The organism is Novosphingobium sp. BL-S-33 (assembly GCF_056857025.1).
Map to the genome: position 1 here is coordinate 670961 of NZ_CM166474.1, position 17741 is coordinate 688701.

22 protein-coding genes and 1 pseudogene are annotated in these 17741 nt (G+C 65.7%); 11 read left to right on the plus strand and 12 right to left on the minus strand.

The window, feature by feature from the left end; translation table 11 throughout:
• Positions 1 to 144: 144 nt before the first annotated feature.
• The 4 genes from pabB to arfB are packed head-to-tail and all read left to right on the plus strand — an operon-like array spanning position 145 to position 4216.
• Entirely contained in the window at positions 145 to 1965 is a 1821-nt protein-coding gene (pabB, locus tag AC1VVM_RS03000; RefSeq protein WP_482955824.1) for an aminodeoxychorismate synthase component I, read from the plus strand.
• Positions 1966 to 1978: 13 nt separating this feature from the next.
• Positions 1979 to 3148, plus strand: a complete 1170-nt coding sequence (locus tag AC1VVM_RS03005) for a pyridoxal phosphate-dependent aminotransferase (RefSeq protein WP_482955825.1) — start codon at positions 1979 to 1981, stop codon at positions 3146 to 3148.
• Position 3149: 1 nt separating this feature from the next.
• A complete protein-coding gene (locus AC1VVM_RS03010; protein ID WP_482902729.1) occupies positions 3150 to 3803 on the plus strand; it encodes an RluA family pseudouridine synthase in 654 nt (217 codons plus the stop codon).
• On the plus strand, positions 3800 to 4216 hold the full coding sequence (gene arfB / locus AC1VVM_RS03015) for an alternative ribosome rescue aminoacyl-tRNA hydrolase ArfB (RefSeq protein WP_482955826.1): 417 nt from the start codon (positions 3800 to 3802) through the stop codon (positions 4214 to 4216). The genes AC1VVM_RS03010 and arfB overlap by 4 nt, the downstream gene beginning before the upstream one ends.
• Positions 4217 to 4561: 345 nt before the next feature.
• Here arfB and AC1VVM_RS03020 read toward each other — a convergent pair whose 3' ends face one another.
• From AC1VVM_RS03020 to dksA, 4 genes are all read right to left on the minus strand, one after another.
• Positions 4562 to 4951, minus strand: coding sequence for a DUF4112 domain-containing protein (locus AC1VVM_RS03020; protein ID WP_482902731.1), 390 nt, complete (start codon positions 4949 to 4951; stop codon positions 4562 to 4564).
• A 69-nt stretch (positions 4952 to 5020) separates the two neighbouring features.
• Positions 5021 to 6604: an ABC transporter substrate-binding protein gene (locus AC1VVM_RS03025; RefSeq protein ID WP_482955827.1), complete on the minus strand. Its 1584-nt coding sequence runs from the start codon at positions 6602 to 6604 to the stop codon at positions 5021 to 5023.
• A 121-nt stretch (positions 6605 to 6725) separates the two neighbouring features.
• The gene (locus AC1VVM_RS03030) at positions 6726 to 7094 is read right to left on the minus strand and encodes a PilZ domain-containing protein (protein WP_132389813.1); all 369 of its coding nucleotides are present in this window, start codon (positions 7092 to 7094) and stop codon (positions 6726 to 6728) included.
• A gap of 272 nt (positions 7095 to 7366) precedes the next feature.
• Positions 7367 to 7825: an RNA polymerase-binding protein DksA gene (dksA, locus tag AC1VVM_RS03035; RefSeq protein WP_132389811.1), complete on the minus strand. Its 459-nt coding sequence runs from the start codon at positions 7823 to 7825 to the stop codon at positions 7367 to 7369.
• Positions 7826 to 8154: 329 nt separating this feature from the next.
• Between dksA and AC1VVM_RS03040 the strand changes: the two genes are divergently transcribed.
• The gene (locus tag AC1VVM_RS03040) at positions 8155 to 8490 is read left to right on the plus strand and encodes an SEL1-like repeat protein (protein WP_132389809.1); all 336 of its coding nucleotides are present in this window, start codon (positions 8155 to 8157) and stop codon (positions 8488 to 8490) included.
• Between the two features lie 36 nt (positions 8491 to 8526).
• On the opposite strand, the gene AC1VVM_RS03045 is transcribed toward AC1VVM_RS03040, so the two are convergent.
• Genes AC1VVM_RS03045 through AC1VVM_RS03065 form a run of 5 tightly spaced genes read right to left on the minus strand, consistent with a single transcriptional unit; the run spans position 8527 to position 11791 of the window.
• On the minus strand, positions 8527 to 9663 hold the full coding sequence (locus AC1VVM_RS03045) for a GNAT family N-acetyltransferase (protein ID WP_482902733.1): 1137 nt from the start codon (positions 9661 to 9663) through the stop codon (positions 8527 to 8529).
• Positions 9660 to 10430: a glycerophosphodiester phosphodiesterase family protein gene (locus AC1VVM_RS03050; RefSeq protein WP_482955828.1), complete on the minus strand. Its 771-nt coding sequence runs from the start codon at positions 10428 to 10430 to the stop codon at positions 9660 to 9662. Before AC1VVM_RS03050 ends, AC1VVM_RS03045 begins: the two co-directional genes overlap by 4 nt.
• Positions 10411 to 10884, minus strand: coding sequence for a RidA family protein (locus AC1VVM_RS03055; RefSeq protein WP_132389803.1), 474 nt, complete (start codon positions 10882 to 10884; stop codon positions 10411 to 10413). Before AC1VVM_RS03055 ends, AC1VVM_RS03050 begins: the two co-directional genes overlap by 20 nt.
• On the minus strand, positions 10881 to 11561 hold the full coding sequence (locus tag AC1VVM_RS03060) for an HAD family hydrolase (protein ID WP_482955829.1): 681 nt from the start codon (positions 11559 to 11561) through the stop codon (positions 10881 to 10883). The genes AC1VVM_RS03055 and AC1VVM_RS03060 overlap by 4 nt, the downstream gene beginning before the upstream one ends.
• Positions 11558 to 11791: a DUF3572 family protein gene (locus AC1VVM_RS03065; protein ID WP_132389799.1), complete on the minus strand. Its 234-nt coding sequence runs from the start codon at positions 11789 to 11791 to the stop codon at positions 11558 to 11560. The genes AC1VVM_RS03060 and AC1VVM_RS03065 overlap by 4 nt, the downstream gene beginning before the upstream one ends.
• A gap of 121 nt (positions 11792 to 11912) precedes the next feature.
• Here AC1VVM_RS03065 and AC1VVM_RS03070 point away from each other — a divergent pair, with 121 nt between their 5' ends.
• The 3 genes from AC1VVM_RS03070 (at position 11913) to spt (ending at position 13879) form a co-directional block, all read left to right on the plus strand.
• On the plus strand, positions 11913 to 12275 hold the full coding sequence (locus AC1VVM_RS03070) for a response regulator (protein WP_132389797.1): 363 nt from the start codon (positions 11913 to 11915) through the stop codon (positions 12273 to 12275).
• Between the two features lie 114 nt (positions 12276 to 12389).
• Positions 12390 to 12629 (plus strand): acyl carrier protein, encoded by a 240-nt coding sequence (locus AC1VVM_RS03075; protein WP_132390550.1) that lies wholly within the window; start codon positions 12390 to 12392, stop codon positions 12627 to 12629.
• Positions 12630 to 12640: 11 nt separating this feature from the next.
• Entirely contained in the window at positions 12641 to 13879 is a 1239-nt protein-coding gene (gene spt, locus AC1VVM_RS03080; RefSeq protein ID WP_482902736.1) for a serine palmitoyltransferase, read from the plus strand.
• A 92-nt stretch (positions 13880 to 13971) separates the two neighbouring features.
• Here spt and AC1VVM_RS03085 read toward each other — a convergent pair whose 3' ends face one another.
• From AC1VVM_RS03085 to AC1VVM_RS03095, 3 genes are all read right to left on the minus strand, one after another.
• Positions 13972 to 14520, minus strand: a complete 549-nt coding sequence (locus AC1VVM_RS03085) for an NADPH-dependent FMN reductase (RefSeq protein WP_482902737.1) — start codon at positions 14518 to 14520, stop codon at positions 13972 to 13974.
• 323 nt (positions 14521 to 14843) lie between these two features.
• The gene (locus AC1VVM_RS03090; protein WP_482955830.1) at positions 14844 to 15383 is read right to left on the minus strand and encodes a nuclear transport factor 2 family protein; all 540 of its coding nucleotides are present in this window, start codon (positions 15381 to 15383) and stop codon (positions 14844 to 14846) included.
• A 70-nt stretch (positions 15384 to 15453) separates the two neighbouring features.
• Positions 15454 to 16092 (minus strand): YqaA family protein, encoded by a 639-nt coding sequence (locus AC1VVM_RS03095; RefSeq protein WP_132389787.1) that lies wholly within the window; start codon positions 16090 to 16092, stop codon positions 15454 to 15456.
• Between the two features lie 188 nt (positions 16093 to 16280).
• Here AC1VVM_RS03095 and AC1VVM_RS03100 point away from each other — a divergent pair, with 188 nt between their 5' ends.
• The 3 genes and pseudogenes from AC1VVM_RS03100 to AC1VVM_RS03110 all read left to right on the plus strand — a co-directional run bounded on the left by AC1VVM_RS03100 (position 16281) and on the right by AC1VVM_RS03110 (position 17611).
• On the plus strand, positions 16281 to 16787 hold the full coding sequence (locus AC1VVM_RS03100) for a hypothetical protein (RefSeq protein WP_482955831.1): 507 nt from the start codon (positions 16281 to 16283) through the stop codon (positions 16785 to 16787).
• Between the two features lie 55 nt (positions 16788 to 16842).
• Positions 16843 to 17220: pseudogene (locus AC1VVM_RS03105) on the plus strand (terminase large subunit domain-containing protein); the annotation flags it as partial.
• 46 nt (positions 17221 to 17266) lie between these two features.
• Entirely contained in the window at positions 17267 to 17611 is a 345-nt protein-coding gene (locus AC1VVM_RS03110; RefSeq protein WP_482955832.1) for a DUF2793 domain-containing protein, read from the plus strand.
• The last annotated feature ends 130 nt before the right edge of the window (positions 17612 to 17741 follow it).

Genomic DNA, 17741 nt, shown 5'->3' on the forward strand with positions numbered 1-17741 from the left:
GCTTGGGCAAGGGCGAGAGGGATTCTGCCCGGGCACGGACTTGATCGCCCGGAGGCAATGTTTCAGCCAATGTTTCGAGTGGGCCGGGCCTGCGCAGCGGACTGGTGCCGCCGGGCATCGGGCGCTAAAGGCAGCAACGCGAACATGCCCAAACCATTCATACTCCTTGATGACGCGCGCCACGAAGACGCCGCCGATGCGCGGATCTACCGCGATCCGGTGGAAATCGTCGTGGCCCGCACCGAGAGCGACGTGCGGCCCGCACTCGCCCGGATCGAGGCGCTGGTGGCCGAGGGTTTCCACCTTGCCGGCTACCTCGCCTACGAAGCGGGACTGGCCCTGGAACCCCGACTTTCCGGCCTGCGAAAGGTGGACGGGCCGCTGGTCTGGTTCGCTGCGTTCAAGGATTTCGAGGCGATTCCCGCTGCTGAGGTGCCGCAGTGGCTGGCCCGGCAGGCCACGCCGGGGCCCGTCGGCATCGGCCCGCTTGAACCGGACGTCTCGACCGGGGACTACACGCGCGCTTTCGACGCGGTCCATGCGGCCATCGAGGCAGGCGACATCTATCAGGTCAACCTGACCTACCCACTCGCCGGGCCCTGGCACGGCGATCCGCTGGCGCTCTACGCGGCGATCCGTCCGGCCGCCGCTGCCGGCTATGGCGCGGTGATCTGCGACGGCAGCGAATGGTTGCTGAGCTTCTCGCCCGAACTGTTCTTCGCGCTCGACAGCGGCACGGTCACCGTCCGCCCGATGAAAGGCACCCGCCCGCGGGGCCGTGACGCGGAAGAGGACACCCGCCTGCGCGACGAACTGGCCGCCAGCCCCAAGGACCGGGCTGAGAATCTCATGATCCTCGACCTCATGCGCAACGACCTGTCGCGCGTGGCCGAACCCGGCAGCGTGGACGTGAAAGCGCCTTTCGCGATCGAGAGCTATCCCACGGTGCACCAGATGGTCTCCACCGTCCGCGCGCGCCTCATGCCGGACAAGGGCGCGGTGGACTTGCTGCGGGCGCTGTTCCCCTGCGGTTCGATCACCGGCGCCCCGAAAATCCGGGCGATGGAACTGATCGCCGAAGTCGAGCGCGACGCGCGCGGGCCCTATTGCGGTTCAATCGGTTTCATCGAACCCTCTGGCGATGCCGCGTTCAATGTGGCAATCCGCACTTTACGGCTGACGGGGCGCCCGACAGGCGGCGATGGGGCGGCTGGCAACGTGACGACAGGACGCGCGGTTCTGGGTGTCGGTTCGGCGGTGGTCGCGGATTCACAAGCGCTTCCCGAATGGCGGGAATGCCTGGTCAAAGGGGGTTTCGTGCGAGATTCGGCAGGGGTAACCTCGCCCGCCAGTTTCGACCTGATCGAAACGATGCGTTTTACGCCCGAACAGGGCATCCCACTGCTCGAACTGCATCTTGAGCGGGTCAGGACCAGCGCCGAGACGCTGGGCTTCAGCTTCGATCGCCACGCCGTGCGCAACGCCATACAGGCGCTCTGCTTCGATGCCGACGCGCCCGCGAAGCTGCGCCTCGTTGCCTCGCGCACGGGGGCCTACGCGCTCGAACTGGCGGAAGTTCCGGCCTCGCAGGCCGAGCCCATGGTGGTCGGCGTGCTGCCGCTGCCGGTCGACAGCGGCGATTGGCGGCTGCGCCACAAGACCAGCGACCGCGGCTTCTACGAGACGGGCCTTGCCGTGGCGAAGGCCGCCGGCGCGCAGGAAGTGTTGTTCCTGCGCGATGACGGGCTCATCACCGAAGGCAGCTTCACCAGCGTTTTCGTGGAGCGCGAAGGCATGCTGCTGACGCCGCCCATCGCGCTGGGCCTGCTGCCCGGCGTGCTACGCCGCTCACTGATCGAGCAGGGCCGTGCTGTCGAAGCGGAGCTTACGCTGGACGATCTCGCCGATGGCTTCCTGATCGGCAATTCTCTGCGCGGCCTTATGCCTGCCCAACTCCTCAAGTGATGCTGCCCGCCTGATGCATACATCCGCTGCCCTTTCCCGCATCGCCCCGTCCGGGACGACCGCGATGACCGACCGCGCCATCGAACTGCGCGAATCCGGGATCGACGTGATCTCGCTCTCGGTCGGCGAGCCCGATTTCCCGACGCCGCCGCACGTGATCGAGGCCGCCAAGGCCGCGCTCGACGCCGGGGAGACCAGATACACGGCAGTGGGCGGCACATCGCAGCTCAAGCAGGCCGCCGCGCTGCACTTCGCGCGCGACCTCGGAATCGAAGTGCCTGCCTCGCAAGTAACGGTGAGCGCGGGCGGCAAGCAGGCGATCTTCCATGCCATGCTGGCGACGGTGAGCGAAGGCGACGAAGTGATCGTGCCCTCGCCGTGGTGGGTCAGCTACCCAGAGATCATTCGTTTCGCGGGCGGCAAGGTCGTGCCGCTGCTGACCGCCGCCAAGGACAATTTCCGCTTCACGCCCGCCGATCTGGAAGCGCAGATCAGCCCGCGCACGCTCTGGGTGCTGCTCAACAGCCCCGGCAACCCGACCGGCGCCTACTATCCCGAGGACATGCTGCGCGGCATCGGCGAGGTGCTGCGCCGCCACCCGCGCGTGATGGTGCTATCCGACGATATCTACGCGCCGATCAACTATACCGGCCGCCCACACGCCACGCTCGCCAACCTCTGCCCGGACCTTGCCGACCGCATCCTGACGGTCTCCGGCGTGTCCAAGAGCCACGCGATGACCGGCTTCCGCATCGGCGTCGCCGCCGGGCCGCAGTGGCTGATCAAGGCGATGGAAAAGCTCCAGTCGCATTCCTCGGGCAATCCCTGCTCGATCAGCCAGGCCGCCGCCGTTGCCGCTTTCGCGGGACCGCAGGATTTTCTGGCCGACTGGCGCGAGCGTTTCCGTGTTCGGCGTGATAAGGTCGTCGCGGCGATCAACGCGATTCCCGACCTGTCGACGCCCACGCCCGACGGCGCCTTCTACTGCATGATCGACGCCGCGCCGCTGATGGACCGCTTCGGCGGCGACGACATGAAGCTGGCGCTGCACTTGCTGGAACACGGCGTGGCGCTGGTCCCGGCTTCCGCCTTCGGCGGCCGCGACGGCTTCCGCATCAGTTTCGCCGCGGACGACGCGCGGCTCGAAGAAGCGCTACGGCGCATAGAGAAAGCATTGACGTAACATGGAACTGGAAATCCTCTTCGAGGACGGCGAGGCGCTGGTCATCGACAAGCCCGGCGGCCTTCCGCTCGACCGCCCGCGCGCCGGCGGTCCCAGCCTCGAAGACCGGCTCGATGAGCTGACGCTCGGCTTCCAGCGCCTGCCGATGCCGGTGCACCGGCTCGACCGCGATACTTCGGGCTGCCTCCTGCTGGCCCGCAATCCTAAGGCGCTGAAGCGCTTCTCCGCCGCTTTCGAGGAGAAGACGGTCAAGAAGCGCTACCTCGGCATCGTTGCCGGCACGCTGGCGGAGGACGAAGGCACGATCGCGCTCAACCTCTCCAAGGTGAGCACGGCCAAGGACGGCTGGCGCATGATCCCGGCCAAAAAGGGCAAGCCTGCCGTCACCCACTGGCGCAAGCTGGACGAGCGGAACGGCCTCACGCTCGTCGAATTCCGCCCCGAGACCGGCCGCACGCACCAGATCCGCGTCCATGCCGCTTCGGGCCTTGGCCATCCGCTGCTGGGCGATCCGGTCTATGGCTCCAGCAAGGGCGCGCCGCGCACCATGCTCCACGCGGCAGGCCTCACCGTGCCGCGCGGCGACAAGGAACCGGTCGTGGCCGTGGCGCCGCTGCCGGCGGACTTCGCCGCGCTCGGCTTCAGCGATGAATGAGCGAGGTTGAAGAGACCGTCGGTCGCGCGCAGGCCTTGGCGAGCGAGAGCTTCATCGCTGCCTCCGGGCCGGGCGGCCAGAACGTCAACAAAGTGGCGACGGCGGTTCAGTTGCGGCTCAACGTCTACGCGCTGCGTCTGGCCCCGCCGGTGTTCGCGCGGCTGAAGGAACTGGCGGGCAGCCGGATGACTTCGGGCGGCGAACTGATGTTCACCGCCCGCCGCTTCCGCACGCAGGAGGCCAACCGCGCCGACGCGCGCGAGCGGCTCACCGAAATGCTGCGCGAGGCTTACAACCTGCCCGAAAAGCGTGCCAAGAGCCGCCTCAACCGCGTGGGCAAGGAGCAGCGCCTGAAGGGCAAGAAGCTGCGCGGATCGGTCAAGGCTGGACGCGGCAAAGTCAGCTTCGACTAAAGTATTTCGCCCGGTCAGATGCCTCGTCGCCTGATTCCCCAACTCCGCTCACCCTGAGCTTGTCGAAGGGTGGCAAGCTCGCGCCACGCCTCGGGGGCTTCGACAAGCTCAGCCTGAGCGGGAGAAGGTCGGCCGGGTGAAAGCCAAACCGGCGCAGAGCGCTCGATCATGGCCCCGCCGTCGCAGCCGCTTCCGAAGGCGCTTCGGACGGCCGCGAATCCAGCATTTCCGCCGCCTGATCCAGAGCGCGCGCCTCATCCGAAGTGACCGGCGCGGGAACGGGGGCCGAGGACCCACACGCCGCCAGCGGCAACACCAGTGCCGGCAACCAGAGCGGGACTCTCGTCACCCCTCGATCACTTGCGCATGCGGATGATTCTTCGCGATATGCTTGCGGATGAGCTTCAGGTTGCGGCTGTTCGAGCGGAACACGAAGTCGAACAGGTCGCCCGCCACGGGGATCGCCCCGAGCAGTGCGTCGATGCCGACGTTGGCGCTCATGCGCGCAAGCTGCCATTTCGACATGCCGAGATTGCGCCCTTCCCAAACGATATACATGCCCAGCAGCGCGGAAACCAAGTCGCCGGCCACGGGCACAAGTCCCATGACCGCATCGAGACCGACCTTGCGGCGAATGCCGGGAAGCGTGAACGCGCCTTCGAGGACGCGCTCCATCATCTCCACGCGGCGGCTGATCGAAACCGGATCGGACCCCAGCGGAAGGTCCATATCCATGCGGCGGGCAGAAGCCTGTCCAGTCGCCAAAGTCGTCAATCTCCTCGAACGGCACGATTGCCGTCCTGCTTATTTGGGCAGCCAGGAGAGCGGCATCAAGGGGTGCCAACCCCAGGTGTTGGGCGCGAAGCCATCGACGCTGCCGCGCACCAGCGACCAGCGGATCGGCGTGCCGAAGGGAATGAACACATTCGCGGCGGTCAGTTCGGCCTCCGCTTCGGCCAGCAGCGCCGCGCGGTCCTGCGGGCTTTGGGCAACCGCTGCCTCGGCCGCGCGCGCGTCCGCATCGGCCGAGCAGAGGCCCCGCCGGGCATGGCACGACAGACGATTGAGGAACCACGCGGCGCGCGGATAACGCGCGACATCGTCAACCAGCGCGAGGTCGGCCGAAGCCTGATCGCCCACGCGCACCAGACGGATGCCGATCGTGGCCATGTCTCCGGCCAGCTTGTCGAACAGCGTGTCCGCGCCCTGTCCGACCGGCAGCCAGATCGCAAGACGCGGTGCCTGTGCTGCCAGATCGGCCGGCGTCGGAGCCTTGGGCGCATGCTGGAAGATCTTGCGCGCCGACCGCGACGGTTCCGCCGGGGCCGGTGCAATTGCCGGCGAGCTGCCTTCCCCCGAGCTGGATTCCCAATGCCGGACCCTGCCCGCCGCCACGGCGCGGCGTTCGTCGATCGACTGATTGCCCCAACGCTCGCCAATGGTGCCAAGGTCGCCGTCGAGGCTGGGCGTGACCATGCGGGTCGTCGCGGTCCAGCCACCAAGCCCGAACGGCGCGATCAGGGCGTCGCGGTCGATCGCCATGGCAATCGCCTCACGATTGGACGGATCGGCCAGAAAACCGCGATCGTTCATCACCTGAAGCCCGAACAGGCCGACGACGGGATCGAGCTGGATCGTCCCGCGCAGGATCCCGACCGAGCGGGTGAGCGGGAAATCCTGAACTTCCCCGCCCATGACGATGTCGACATCGCCGTCGTTGAAGGCGGTGACCGCCCCCGGTCCATCCAGCGCCCGCAAGTTGACATGGCGCGTGCGCCGCGCCCAGTTCTCGATGGCCGGCAGGCCAAGATGCGAAGGATCGATGGGGACCATCCGCGCCAGGAACTGCTCGCGCTCCAGCCGCATCGGGCCCGCCCCACGCTCCTTGTGCACAAGGCCGAGTTCGGGCTGGGCGAGAAGCTGCAACAGGTACGGCATCGGCCGGGCCAGCCGGATTTCGATGACTCGCCCCGCCATCGCCCGCGTTTCGTCGATGGCCGACAGATCGAGCGCGAGCGGCGTGTCCTTGAGCGCCTCCAGCGCCGAATCGAGCGCGTGCTTGGCCGATGCGGCGGAGAGCGGGTCGCCGGTCAGCCAATTGCCGTCACGCAGGCGGAAAATGTAGCTCAGGCCGTCATCGGTCACGATCCAGCGGTCGGCCAGTGCCGGGATGACGCGGCCTTTCTCGTCGAACGAGACCAGACCTTCGGTGGTCGATGCACGGGCGAGCTGGCCGGCGAGGGGAAGCTGCAAGCCGGTCTCGAAGGGATCGCCCGGTTTGCCGACGACCGCCACGTTCAGCGCCGAATTGCTCGACGATCCGCAACCGGCAAGCGCCAGCGCGGCCAGAAGGCCGAACGCGGGGAAGCCTTTGCGCGAAACGCTCATGGGGTTCGGACTAGTCGATTTCGGCAGGGTCGCAAATGGCTGCTGCGCCCTTGCCCGGGAAAAAGCATGCCCCGAGGGGCATCCGCCCTGCTTCCCGCAGCAACGATGCGGGCCGAACGGCTCAGATCTTGCGCATGGCGGCGGTATCGGGGGAGTAGAGTGCCTCATGCGTGCGCACGAAGCGCGGCGTGGCATCCTCGGCCGCGCCGACCGTTACGCGCGCCAGCTTGGGATCGATCTCAGTGCCGAAAGCAACGCCGAAACGGTTGTCCTGAACCCAGGCGATCGCGCCGGGAACCCAGCCGATATTACGGATATTGACCTTGACTGCCGAACCGCGAACGACGCGGACCGCGCCTTCGCCCATCATGCCCCCGGCAGAGAGATTGCGAACCTTGATCCGGCATTCGCCGTCCAGTCCGTCGACGCGCAGGTCAGCCATCAGGAAAAGGCTGTCGCGTGCGATCTGTCGATTCTCACCTTCGCTCATGTACTCTCGTCCGGAATTCGAGGCGTCCGTCGGGCCGTGCACGGCAGGACGGGCGCAAATGCCCGACAAACCTAACACGATTGCCCCTGGGTTCTAGGGGGCAGTCACCAAGAAAGCCTTAATGCCCCCATCCATATGGCCGCTGCCGCGCCGGAGCACGGTTAAAATGTGGACATGGGCCGATGGGGACAGCGACGAGAAACGGCGCGACCAAGCCGGCAAGCAGGTGGCCCGCTGCGCCGGACGCGCATCGGGCCGCCCGATTTGGCGCATCAATCGTCGCGCGAAACTTTCTCGCGGCGCTCGTGCGCCTCTTGCGCTTCAACCGTCATCGTGGCGATCGGGCGTGCTTCAAGGCGTCCGAGGCCAATCGGTTCGCCCGTCACTTCGCAATAACCGTATTCACCTTCCTCGATCCGGCGCAGTGCCGAATCGATCTTGGCGATCAGCTTGCGCTGGCGATCGCGGGTGCGCAGCTCGATTCCCCAATCGGTCTCGCTCGATGCGCGATCGTTGAGGTCGGGCTCCCGGATCGGACCGTCCTGAAGCTGGGCCAGCGTACCGGCAGAAGCATCAAGGATCGATTTTTTCCAGGCCAGCAGCAATCGCCGGAAGTAATCCTGCTGAGCCTCGCACATGTAAGGCTCGTTCTCAGCGGGAACATAAGAACCGCCAAGCAAGCGCTTGGCCTTGGCGAGGACATCAATTTCGTCAGCTAGGGCCGTTGCCATCCAGAGAATCTCCGCACGAATCCCCCCGGCTCGCCTACGCCCTGCGGCCCCGGATTTTTCCAGTGACCTCCCGGCAAACCGTGGTGCGGGGCCTATAGGGCCGCCCATCGGCCTACACAAGGTCATAACCAAGACCGTCCACAAAAAGTACGGAACGCCCGTTCGACATCCCTGCGAATTGGGCGACGAATTGGCGGCACGCCGCGCCAGTCAAGATTTTCGATTTATCGTTAACGCTTTGTTGACCACGAATACGTCAGCTTGCGTCTATCGAAAGGCCACTGAAACGAACGGACGTCAGGGGCCTGACAATTGGGGGGAAGCAGACGATGGAAACGGTCTGGATCAATGTTCAGGGCATCACCGCGTGTGAGGCCGACATCAATGCCGAAGGCCTGCTGATGGCCGATCGCCTTGCCGCTGCGGCGCAGGGGGACTTTTCCGCTTACTTCGATCTCGGCGTTGCCTACTCGACCGGCAGCCAGGGCATTCCCTGCGATCTGATCGAGGCGCACAAGTGGTTCAACCTCGCCGCCGTTGCCGGCCACGAGGACGCCTCCGGATGCCGCGCCGAAATCGCCGATGAGATGACCGCACGCGAAATCGCCGAAGCCCAGCGCCGCGCCCGGCAGTGGCTGGCCGCCAGCACGCGCAAGGCAGCCTGAACGGCAAATTATTGTGACTGAGAGGGAATTTTCCTCTCAGGTTTTGCGGAACGGGGTACGGTCGCCCAGCCAGATCTGGTCCTGCGCGATTCCCGCCCGCTCCTGTTCGAGATAATCGGCAATCGCCTCGCGCAGCCCGGCATGCACGATGTAGTGTGCCGACACCGTGCGCACCGGCTCATAGCCGCGCGCGAGCTTGTGGCCGCCCTGCGCCCCGGCTTCGACGCGGGACAGGCCCAGCGCGATAGCCGCGTCGATGGCCTGATAGTAACACAGCTCGAAGTGCAGGAAGGGCTTGTCGACCAGCGCGCCCCAATAACGCCCATAGAGCGCCTCGCTGCCGATGAAATTGAGCGCGCCGGCAATCGGCCGCCCGTCGGCATAGGCCAGGACCAGCAGGATCCGGTCCGCCATGGTCTGGCCCAGCAGCGAGAACGCCTCACGCGTGAGATAGGGGTGCCCCCATTTGCGGGCGCCGGTGTCCTGATAGAAGCCCCAGAAGGCGTCCCAGTGCTCCTCGCCCAGATCGGCGCCGGTAAGCGCGCGGATCTCTACACCCTCCTGCGCCTTCTCGCGCTCCTTGCGGATATCCTTGCGCTTGCGCGAGGACAGCGCGCCGAGGAATTCGTCGAAGCTTGTGTAGTCGCGGTTTTCCCAGTGAAACTGGATATCCTCGCGCAGCAGCCATCCGGCCGCCTCGAACACGGGGACTTGCGCGGGTTCGATGAACGTCGCGTGGGCGGAAGACAGGCCGTTTTCGCGGCACAGCGTCTCGGCGGCGCGCAGCAGCGGCAGCATCAGTTCGGGATGCGGCGTCAGCAGGCGCGGGCCAGTCGCGGGCGTGAACGGGACCGAAATCTGGAGCTTGGGATAATAGGCGCCGCCCGCGCGGTGCCAGGCATCGGCCCAGGCATGGTCGAACACATATTCGCCCTGGCTATGCTCCTTGAGATAGGCCGGGAGCGCCGCCGCCAGCCGCCCGTCGGGGCCTTCGATGGTGATCGGCACCGGCGTCCAGCCGCTATGCCCGCCGACACTGCCCGAAGCCTCCATCGCGGCCAGAAACGCATGGCTGACGAAGGGATTGCCATGGTGACCCAGCGCATCCCATTCGGCGGCGGGCAGCGTGTCCACGCCGCCGTTGATCCGGGCCGTGAATTCGCCTTCGCTCATGCCGCCGGCTCACCATCCTGTTCGAAGATCGCGGCATCGGCGTGGAGCCGCACGCGTTCCTGCTGCTGGTCGGTGCGGATCGTCCAGCTCGCCACGGGCAGCCCGCGCTCGCGCTGGCCGCGTGCGAAGCGACTGGGCAAGTCGCGCACGTCGTAGGCGAGAAAGTCCGGCCGCCCCTTCCACAGCGAGAGGTGACGGCGAATCGTGCCGGGCAAGGCGCGATCCTCGCCCTCGCTGATGACCAGCCCGCGCACGGTGTGCGGCGAATGGACGCGGAACCAGTGCAGGACGCGCGGATCGAAGCTCATCACCGCATGATCGCCGGCATAGCCTTCGAGCACGCGGCGCACCGCCAGGCACAGCGCAGTCACCCGCGTCCCAAGCCCCGACTTCACCTCGATCAGCACCGGCACGCGCCCGGCCACAAGGTCGAGCACGCGGCGCAGGCTGGAAATCGTCTGCTCGCTGCCGGTGAGGCGAATCGTCGCCAGTTGCGCGGCGCTGCGCCGGGAAACCGGTCCGCTCTCTTCGGTCAGGCGATCGAGAACGTCGTCATGGAATACGACCGCGGTTCCGTCGCTCGCGCGCTGCACATCGAGTTCGATGCCGAAACCGCCGCGCAGGGCAGCCTCGAAAGCGGCAAGCGAATTCTCCGGGACACCCGCGTCATGCAGGCCCCGGTGCGCAAAGTCATGCGCGCCGACCCACCCGACCCGCTTGGGGTCGGGGGGCGGCGCCAGCCATCGATCAATCGAGGCGAGCAGCACGAAGAGACACGATCGCGTCGACTTCGACGGCGGCGCCCAGCGGCAGAACCGGCACGCCGACCGCGCTGCGGGCATGCCTACCGGCCTCGCCGAAGACCGCGACCATCAGTTCCGAAGCGCCATTGGCAACCTTGGGCTGATCGGTGAAGTCGCCGGTCGAATTGATGAAGGCGCCCAGCTTGACCACGCGCTCGATCCGGTCGAGCGAGCCGAGCGCGGCCTTGAGTTGGGCCAGGATCATCACCGCACAGGCCTGCGCCGCCTCGATACCGTCTTCAAGGGTGACGTCCTCTCCCAGACGGCCGGTGACGAGCTTGCCCTCGACGAAAGGAAGCTGGCCCGAAACATGGGCAAGGCCGCCTGCGATCACCACCGGCACATAGGCCGCAACGGGGGCGGCAGGCTCGGGCAGGATCAGGCCCAGGTCGGCAAGACGGGTTTCGATCTCGGTCATCGTGAAGCAGTTCCCTGTCGGTTTGATGGGGCGTGGTCGTGGTTGTGGTCGGTGTCGGGCCGGGTCAGCCAGTCGAGCAGCCAGGGCGCGGCACGCTGCCAGTCGTCGATACGGGCGTGAGCATGCCCCGCCGCATGGGCGCAGGCGATGTGCGGCGCCAGCAGCGGCTCGGCGCAAAGGTGGAGCCGACCGATTCCCGGCGTCACTTCGGCGGCCGAGCCATGGTGCTGGGCCAGATCGTCCACGAAGACCGCGCGGCTGGGCGCATATTCCTCAAGGATCGCCTTGAGCGCAGGCCCCTTCGGCCCCTGATTGGTAAAGACCCTGACGTCGATGCCATGATCGGCCAACTGGCGCTGACGCGCCTCCTGCCGGAAATCCATGAGATTGGTGAGCACAACGACATCAGCCTGTTCGGCAATCGCCCGAATCGCCTCGACCGCGCCCTCCACCGCCGTCTGGCGATGCATCTGGCCATCGAAGAACTTGTTGAGCAGCGACCACATCTCAGCCTGCGCCAGCACTTCGCCATCAGCGGTGCGGCGCATCGCGCTGGAAAAATCGCCGCGCGACATGTCGAACGACACGCCTTCGTCCTCGGCCAGCCAGTCGCGGAAGTGCGAGACCATGTAGAGCAGCACTTCGTCGCAATCGGTGATGAGCAGCGGGCGGGTCATCGGCCGATCCTTTCGCGCGCGGCTGCCAGTTCCTCGGGCCTTACATCCAGCGCTTCGGCCGCCGCGACAAGATCCCGCTCATGCGCGCACAGAAAATCGAGCACCGCCGTCAGCGTGCCGATCTCCCCCAGCGAGGCGCGCAGATGATCGGGCGTCAGCCCCGTCAACGCAAGGAAACGCGAGGCGCGGTCGCCATCGGTCAGGACCCAGCCGAGCGCGGTCAGCGCCAGCGCCTGTGGGTCCTGCGGTGAGGAAGGTGAACTTCCGAGAATTGTCAGCCTCGCTTGCCTGTCCTAGAGCGGTACGCATCTTGGAGCGGTACTCTGCCGCAAGATGGGGTTCAGGCGCGGAATGGCAAAGCGAATCCTTGTTGTCGAGGACAACGACCTCAACCGGAAGCTCTTTTGCGACGTGCTCCGGAGTCAGGGCTATTCCGTGGAACCCGTGGCAGACGGGCTGGACGCCCTCGAACGGGCGCGGGAATTCGTGCCGAACCTCGTCATCATGGATATTCAGCTGCCCAATGTCTCCGGGCTCGACCTGATCGAGGCCGCCAAGAAGGATACCGTGCTGCGGACAATCCCGGTGCTTGCCGTCACTGCCTATGCCGGCAAGGGCGACGAGGAACGCATCCGCGAGGCCGGGGCCGAAGGATATCTCGCCAAGCCGGTGTCGATCGGCCCGTTCATGCAGGCCGTGCGGGCGCTGGTGTGATGCAAGTCCGCCACACTGCCAGTGCCGCCAAGCTTGACTTTACCCCCCGGCGCCGCTTTTGCGCCGCAATTGTCGGCCAGAGCGCCGCCCGAAATTACCGGAGTTGAAATGACCATGGACCGCGCAGAGACCTCGGCCCGCATCGCCGCGCTGATCGAACCCTTCAACAAGAAGGGCGTCGAGATCGCCGACGCGACCCGCTTCACCGACGACCTCGAGTTCGACAGCCTGACCGTCATGGACTTCGTCGCCGCGATCGAGGACGAATTCGACATCATCATCTCGATGAACCAGCAGGCCGAGATCGAAAACTACGGCCAGCTTGTCGACGCCGTGGTCAAGCTTAACGGCTGAAGGATTCCGCGATGACCGACATGCTCAGTGAAAACGAAACGCAGGCGCACACCGACCTGTTCAGCAAGTTCGATCCCCTGATCGAGATGCGCCAGGGCCTGCTTTCCACCGGCGTCACCGATCCGTTCGGCCTCGTCATGGAAAAGGTGATCTCGCCCACCGTCGCCTTGTGTAACGGGCGCGAGACGATCCTGCTCGGCACCTACAACTACATGGGCATGACCTTCGATCCGGACGTGATCGCGGCCGGCAAGCAGGCGCTGGACGACTTCGGCGCCGGCACCACCGGCAGCCGAGTCCTCAACGGAACGTACGCCGGGCACAAGGCGGTCGAGGAAGCGCTTTGCGACTTCTACGACATGAAGCACGCCATGGTGTTCTCGACCGGGTACCAGGCCAACCTCGGCATCATCTCGACCATCGCCGGCAAGGGCGATTACATCGTCCTCGACATCGACAGCCACGCCTCGATCTGGGACGGCTGCAAGATGGGCGACGCCGAAGTCGTGCCGTTCAAGCACAACGATATCGAGGCCATGGAAAAGCGCCTGCGCCGCATCCCCGAAGGCGCGGGGAAGCTGGTGGTGCTGGAAGGCGTCTACTCGATGCTGGGCGATATCGCCCCGCTCAAGGAGATGATCGCGGTTGCCAAGAAGTACGGCGCCATGGTTCTGGTGGACGAAGCGCATTCGATGGGCTTCATCGGCCCCAACGGCCGCGGCGTGGCCGAGGACCAGGGCTGCCTTGACGATGTGGACTTCGTGATCGGCACGTTCTCCAAGTCGGTCGGCACTGTCGGCGGCTTCTGCGTTTCGAACCACCCGAAGTTCGAGATCATGCGCCTGGTCTGCCGTCCCTACGTCTTCACCGCCAGCCTGCCGCCCAGCGTCGTCGCCACCGCCGCGACTTCGGTGCGCAAGCTGATGCACGCGGCCGACAAGCGCGCGCACCTTTGGGAAAACTCCAAGGTCCTGCACAAGGGCCTGACCGATGCGGGCTTCCAGCTCGGCACCACGGAGCCGCAGAGCGCAATCATCGCGGTCATCATGCCCGACCTCGAACGCGGCGCGATGATGTGGGAAGCGCTGCTGCACGAGGGCCTCTACGTGAACCTCGCGCGTCCGCCGGCAACCCCTGCCAACATGACGCTGCTGCGCTGCTCGCTCTGCGCCGAACACTCGGCCGAGCAGGTCCAGCAGATCATCGGCATGTTCACCCGCGCGGGCAAGACGGCCGGCATTCTCGGCTGATACCCTCCTGAGCAAAACAGGCAAAAGCCCGGGCATGGTCATTCTCATGCCCGGGCTTTTCCTTGTCCGGAGGAAAAGCCTTTCGGGGATCGTCAGCCCTTGTGGCGATCCACCAGCTTCAGGAAGGCCTCCAGCCAGCCGCCCACGAAGCCTGCGGACTGTTCGCCGATCGTGCCGTCCGCCGTCACGAGGCCGTCCTTCCACTGGATGAAGGCCTCGGGCGCGCCGAGGGTGGGCATGTCGAGGTAGGCGAGCACATTGCGCAAGTGCTGCTGCGCCAGCGCCGAGCCGATCGCGCCGATCGAAACACCGATCACGCCCGCCGGCTTTCCGGCCCAGGCGTTCTGGCCATAAGGGCGCGAGGCGTTGTCGATGGCGTTCTTGAGCACGCCGGGGATCGAGCGGTTATATTCCGGCGTCACGAAGATCACGCCGTCCGAGCCCTTGATCAGCGCTTTCAGCGCCTTGACCGATTCGGCCTGATCGCCGTCGTGGTCCTGATCGTAGAGCGGCAGCGAGCCGATATCCGCAAACGTAAATTCATGGCCGGCGCCTGCCGGCAGGCGGACCAGCGCCTTGGCAAACTGCCGGTTAAAGGATTCGGCGCGCAGGCTTCCGACGACAACGGCGATCTTCGACATGACGACTCCTTACGGCTGTTAGCTGCCGGCGGTGAGTATCGATGCAAAAGGAGTCACTTTGAAGTCCCTGCAAACACAGGGCTTGAGAGTTTCGCGCGGAGGCGCGGAGACGCGGAGAAGAAAAGTGAGATGGTGCACGCAGAGACGCAGAGATGTCTGCCTGCGCCGCACGCATATTTCTGTCACCCCGACCCCCAGCAAGTGGCGAGGTCGATAGAAAAAGCGGCTTCGCCGCAGACACGACATCTCTGCGCCTCTGCGTCTCTGCGTGATCCTGATCTTGTTCTTCTCCGCGTCTCCGCGCCTCCGCGCGAAATCTTCCATCACCCGGCAGGACGGCGCGGAACCGGCGGCCGGTGATAGCTCACATCGTTCCGGTCCCGACGGGCCTGACACGGCGCCTCGGCGGTATAGGCGCTGGCCGGGTCGGGCGCGAAGGCCGCGCGGGGTACGTCGTAGACGCCTTCGACGATGGTCACCCGATTGGCGATCCGCCATTCGCCGTCCCGCTTCCGGAAATGATCGACATAGCGCCCGGTCGACATGAAATGCGGCCCCTCTGCCGCAACGCCGGAGAAGTGGTAGTAAGTCTCGCAAAAGGCCTCGTCGCCTTGCAAGTCGCAAAAATGGTTGAGGATCGCGTGCTGCGTCGTCGCGAAGCGCAGGGTGGTGCCGTCGGCCCAGGGAATGAAATCGCCCGGCGTGCCGACGAAATGGCCATGATCCTCGATCGCATCGTCCCAGTAGCACGAGCGGACCAGTTCGTTGTCGAGCCGGTCCAGCCCGCGCGCATAGCGCAGCATGACCTGATGGATGTCATGACGATCGACCAGTTCGGTCAACCGTGAAGCAGGGTCGGTCAAGGCGTCTCTCCCTCGCGCAGGCCTTATTTCGCGTGAGGTTAGCCGAGAATCCCGAACACGATAAAGGCGATCAGGCCTTGTTCGCAGCTGCGATCATGTCGCACTTCTGGCTGGTCTGCTTGCTGCCGCCGCCGAGGAACGAAACCGCGAGGAAACCGGCGACCACCGCCACTACGAAAGCCGCCGTCACTTTGCCGAGATGCTTGTCGATCACCGCCTTGATCGGCGCGCCGAACAGGCGGAACAGCACGCCCACGATCAGGAAACTGATCGAGCGCGAGATCACCGAGGCGCCAAGGAAGACCAGCAGGTTCATGCCGATGAAGCCCGCCGTGATCGTCAGCAGCTTGAACGGGATCGGCGTGGCGCCCTTAACGATGATGATCTCTGCTCCGTATTCGCGCAGATAGCAGGCCGCCTTGGGGAAGCTGGCCGCAAGGCCCAACGCGCGCAGCAGGGTCTCGCCGAAGGCTGCATAGGCGAAGTGGCCGATGGCATAGCCGAGCAACCCGCCAGCAACCGAGCCTACCGTGGCGATCAGCGCGAAGCGAATCGCCTTCTTCGGTTCGGCCAGGCACATCAGGCCCAGCAGCGGATGCGGCGGCACCGGGAAGAAGCTGGCTTCCATGAAGGCGAACAGCGCCAGCCACCATTCGGCGTGGCGGTGCGCGGCCTTGGCCATGGTCCAGTCGTAAAGGCGGCGCAGCATCGAATTCTCCGGCAAATCGTGCCGCGTGCTTAGTGGCGGTGCCGTCATGCGGCAAGCGATAACCTATTTGGTTATTTCTTATTGACAGCGTCACGCCAGATAGGTACATATCAGGAACATCGCAAAGTTTCGAGTCGCCAGGGCGGCAGCGGAACGCGCGATTTTCCGTCAACAGCAGGGATGTCCAGATGGTCGAGCCGACAAGGGCTGCGTCCGGTGCTGCCTTGGGCAGGCGCCGGACGAAGATCAGTGCCGCCCTCGCCAAGGGTGAGGACAAGTCCAACCGCCACTGGCGCGCCGAATTTCTCGCCGCGCTGGCCGAAACCTCGAATGTCAGTGCCGCGGCCGCCACGGCCGGTGTCCACCCCAGCCGCCCTTACAAGGTGCGCAGGCTGGAACCCGAATTTGCCCGCGAATGGCGCGGTGCGCTGCTCGAAGGCTATGAAAACCTTGAGCTTGAACTGCTTCAGCGCCTGCGCTTCGGCGAGCCGAAGGATGGCGAAGTGAAGTTCGACAATGCCAATGCCCTGCGCCTGCTCGGCCTCCATCGCGAGACCGTGGCGCGCGAAAGGGCCATGCGCGAGGATGAGGATCTGGGCGCGGTGCGGGCCTCGATCCAGGCAAAGCTGACGCAACTGCGCGAGCAAGTCACCGCGCGGCGCAGCACCGGACAGGAGGGCACGGACAATGGCTGAGGCCGATCCGCTGCAATGGCTGGCCGAAGCCGGGGACGACGAGATCGAGGGCTTCATGGCCCGGCTCGACCGGTCCGAGCGCCGCGAATGGCGCTGGGACTGGGCGGTCTGGGCGCGTCCCTCGCAGCTTGCCCCGGCGGGCGACTGGCGCGTGTGGCTGGTCATGGCCGGGCGCGGCTTCGGCAAGACCCGCTGCGGCGCCGAATGGGTCCGCAGCATTGCCGAGGCGGACCCCGGCGCGCAGATCGCGCTCGTCGCCGCCAATCTGGGCGAGGCGCGCGCGGTCATGGTCGAAGGCGAGAGCGGGTTGCTCTCGGTGGGCGCACCATGGCGGCGGCCCCGGTTCGAGCCTTCGCTGCGGCGGCTGACATGGCCGAACGGGGCGCAGGCCACGCTCTATTCGGCGGCCGAGCCTGAATCACTGCGCGGCCCAGACCCGCAAGGAGACTTTCGTCAACGAGGCCTTTGTTCGCACCGATGTGCTTCTGCACTGCGCCATTGGCGGCGAAAGCGTCTCGCCGCCGAAAAATCCGACCGATGGCGATACCTGGATCGTCGCCAGCAAGGCCTCGGGCGACTGGGCCGGTAACGATGGCATGCTGGCCAGTTATCAGAGCGGCGGATGGACCTCCATAACGCCGCGTGACGGAATGCGTGTATTCGACCGCTCCACCGGGCAGGATCGGCTGTTTTCGGGCTCCTGGAGAAAAGCTTCCTCACCCACGGAACCAGTTGGTGGCTCAACAGTTGATGGGGAGGCTCGGGCTGCCATCGCCAATCTGGTGGCGTCCCTGCAAGCCGTGGGTATCCTGCCTTCGGTGTGACCAGCGCCAATGCAATAAGGGTCAATTCGATGCCGTCGATTTCGAAGAACGGAGTCACAAGACGGCACCAAGGCCCCGAAAACGCGACATTCTTGCAACACATGTCGTCATTGTGCGCTTGCACGCTGTT

Excerpts from the sequence above, each read along its gene's own strand:
- pabB (WP_482955824.1), top strand. The coding sequence starts at position 145 with ATGCCCAAACCATTCATACTCCTTGATGACGCGCGCCACGAAGACGCC.
- AC1VVM_RS03005 (WP_482955825.1), top strand. The coding sequence starts at position 1,979 with ATGCATACATCCGCTGCCCTTTCCCGCATCGCCCCGTCCGGGACGACC.
- AC1VVM_RS03010 (WP_482902729.1), top strand. The coding sequence starts at position 3,150 with ATGGAACTGGAAATCCTCTTCGAGGACGGCGAGGCGCTGGTCATCGAC.
- arfB (WP_482955826.1), top strand. The coding sequence starts at position 3,800 with ATGAGCGAGGTTGAAGAGACCGTCGGTCGCGCGCAGGCCTTGGCGAGC.
- AC1VVM_RS03020 (WP_482902731.1), bottom strand. The coding sequence starts at position 4,951 with ATGGATATGGACCTTCCGCTGGGGTCCGATCCGGTTTCGATCAGCCGC.
- AC1VVM_RS03025 (WP_482955827.1), bottom strand. The coding sequence starts at position 6,604 with ATGAGCGTTTCGCGCAAAGGCTTCCCCGCGTTCGGCCTTCTGGCCGCG.
- AC1VVM_RS03030 (WP_132389813.1), bottom strand. The coding sequence starts at position 7,094 with ATGAGCGAAGGTGAGAATCGACAGATCGCACGCGACAGCCTTTTCCTG.
- dksA (WP_132389811.1), bottom strand. The coding sequence starts at position 7,825 with ATGGCAACGGCCCTAGCTGACGAAATTGATGTCCTCGCCAAGGCCAAG.
- AC1VVM_RS03040 (WP_132389809.1), top strand. The coding sequence starts at position 8,155 with ATGGAAACGGTCTGGATCAATGTTCAGGGCATCACCGCGTGTGAGGCC.
- AC1VVM_RS03045 (WP_482902733.1), bottom strand. The coding sequence starts at position 9,663 with ATGAGCGAAGGCGAATTCACGGCCCGGATCAACGGCGGCGTGGACACG.
- AC1VVM_RS03055 (WP_132389803.1), bottom strand. The coding sequence starts at position 10,884 with ATGACCGAGATCGAAACCCGTCTTGCCGACCTGGGCCTGATCCTGCCC.
- AC1VVM_RS03060 (WP_482955829.1), bottom strand. The coding sequence starts at position 11,561 with ATGACCCGCCCGCTGCTCATCACCGATTGCGACGAAGTGCTGCTCTAC.
- AC1VVM_RS03070 (WP_132389797.1), top strand. The coding sequence starts at position 11,913 with ATGGCAAAGCGAATCCTTGTTGTCGAGGACAACGACCTCAACCGGAAG.
- AC1VVM_RS03075 (WP_132390550.1), top strand. The coding sequence starts at position 12,390 with ATGGACCGCGCAGAGACCTCGGCCCGCATCGCCGCGCTGATCGAACCC.
- spt (WP_482902736.1), top strand. The coding sequence starts at position 12,641 with ATGACCGACATGCTCAGTGAAAACGAAACGCAGGCGCACACCGACCTG.
- AC1VVM_RS03085 (WP_482902737.1), bottom strand. The coding sequence starts at position 14,520 with ATGTCGAAGATCGCCGTTGTCGTCGGAAGCCTGCGCGCCGAATCCTTT.
- AC1VVM_RS03095 (WP_132389787.1), bottom strand. The coding sequence starts at position 16,092 with ATGCTGCGCCGCCTTTACGACTGGACCATGGCCAAGGCCGCGCACCGC.
- AC1VVM_RS03100 (WP_482955831.1), top strand. The coding sequence starts at position 16,281 with ATGGTCGAGCCGACAAGGGCTGCGTCCGGTGCTGCCTTGGGCAGGCGC.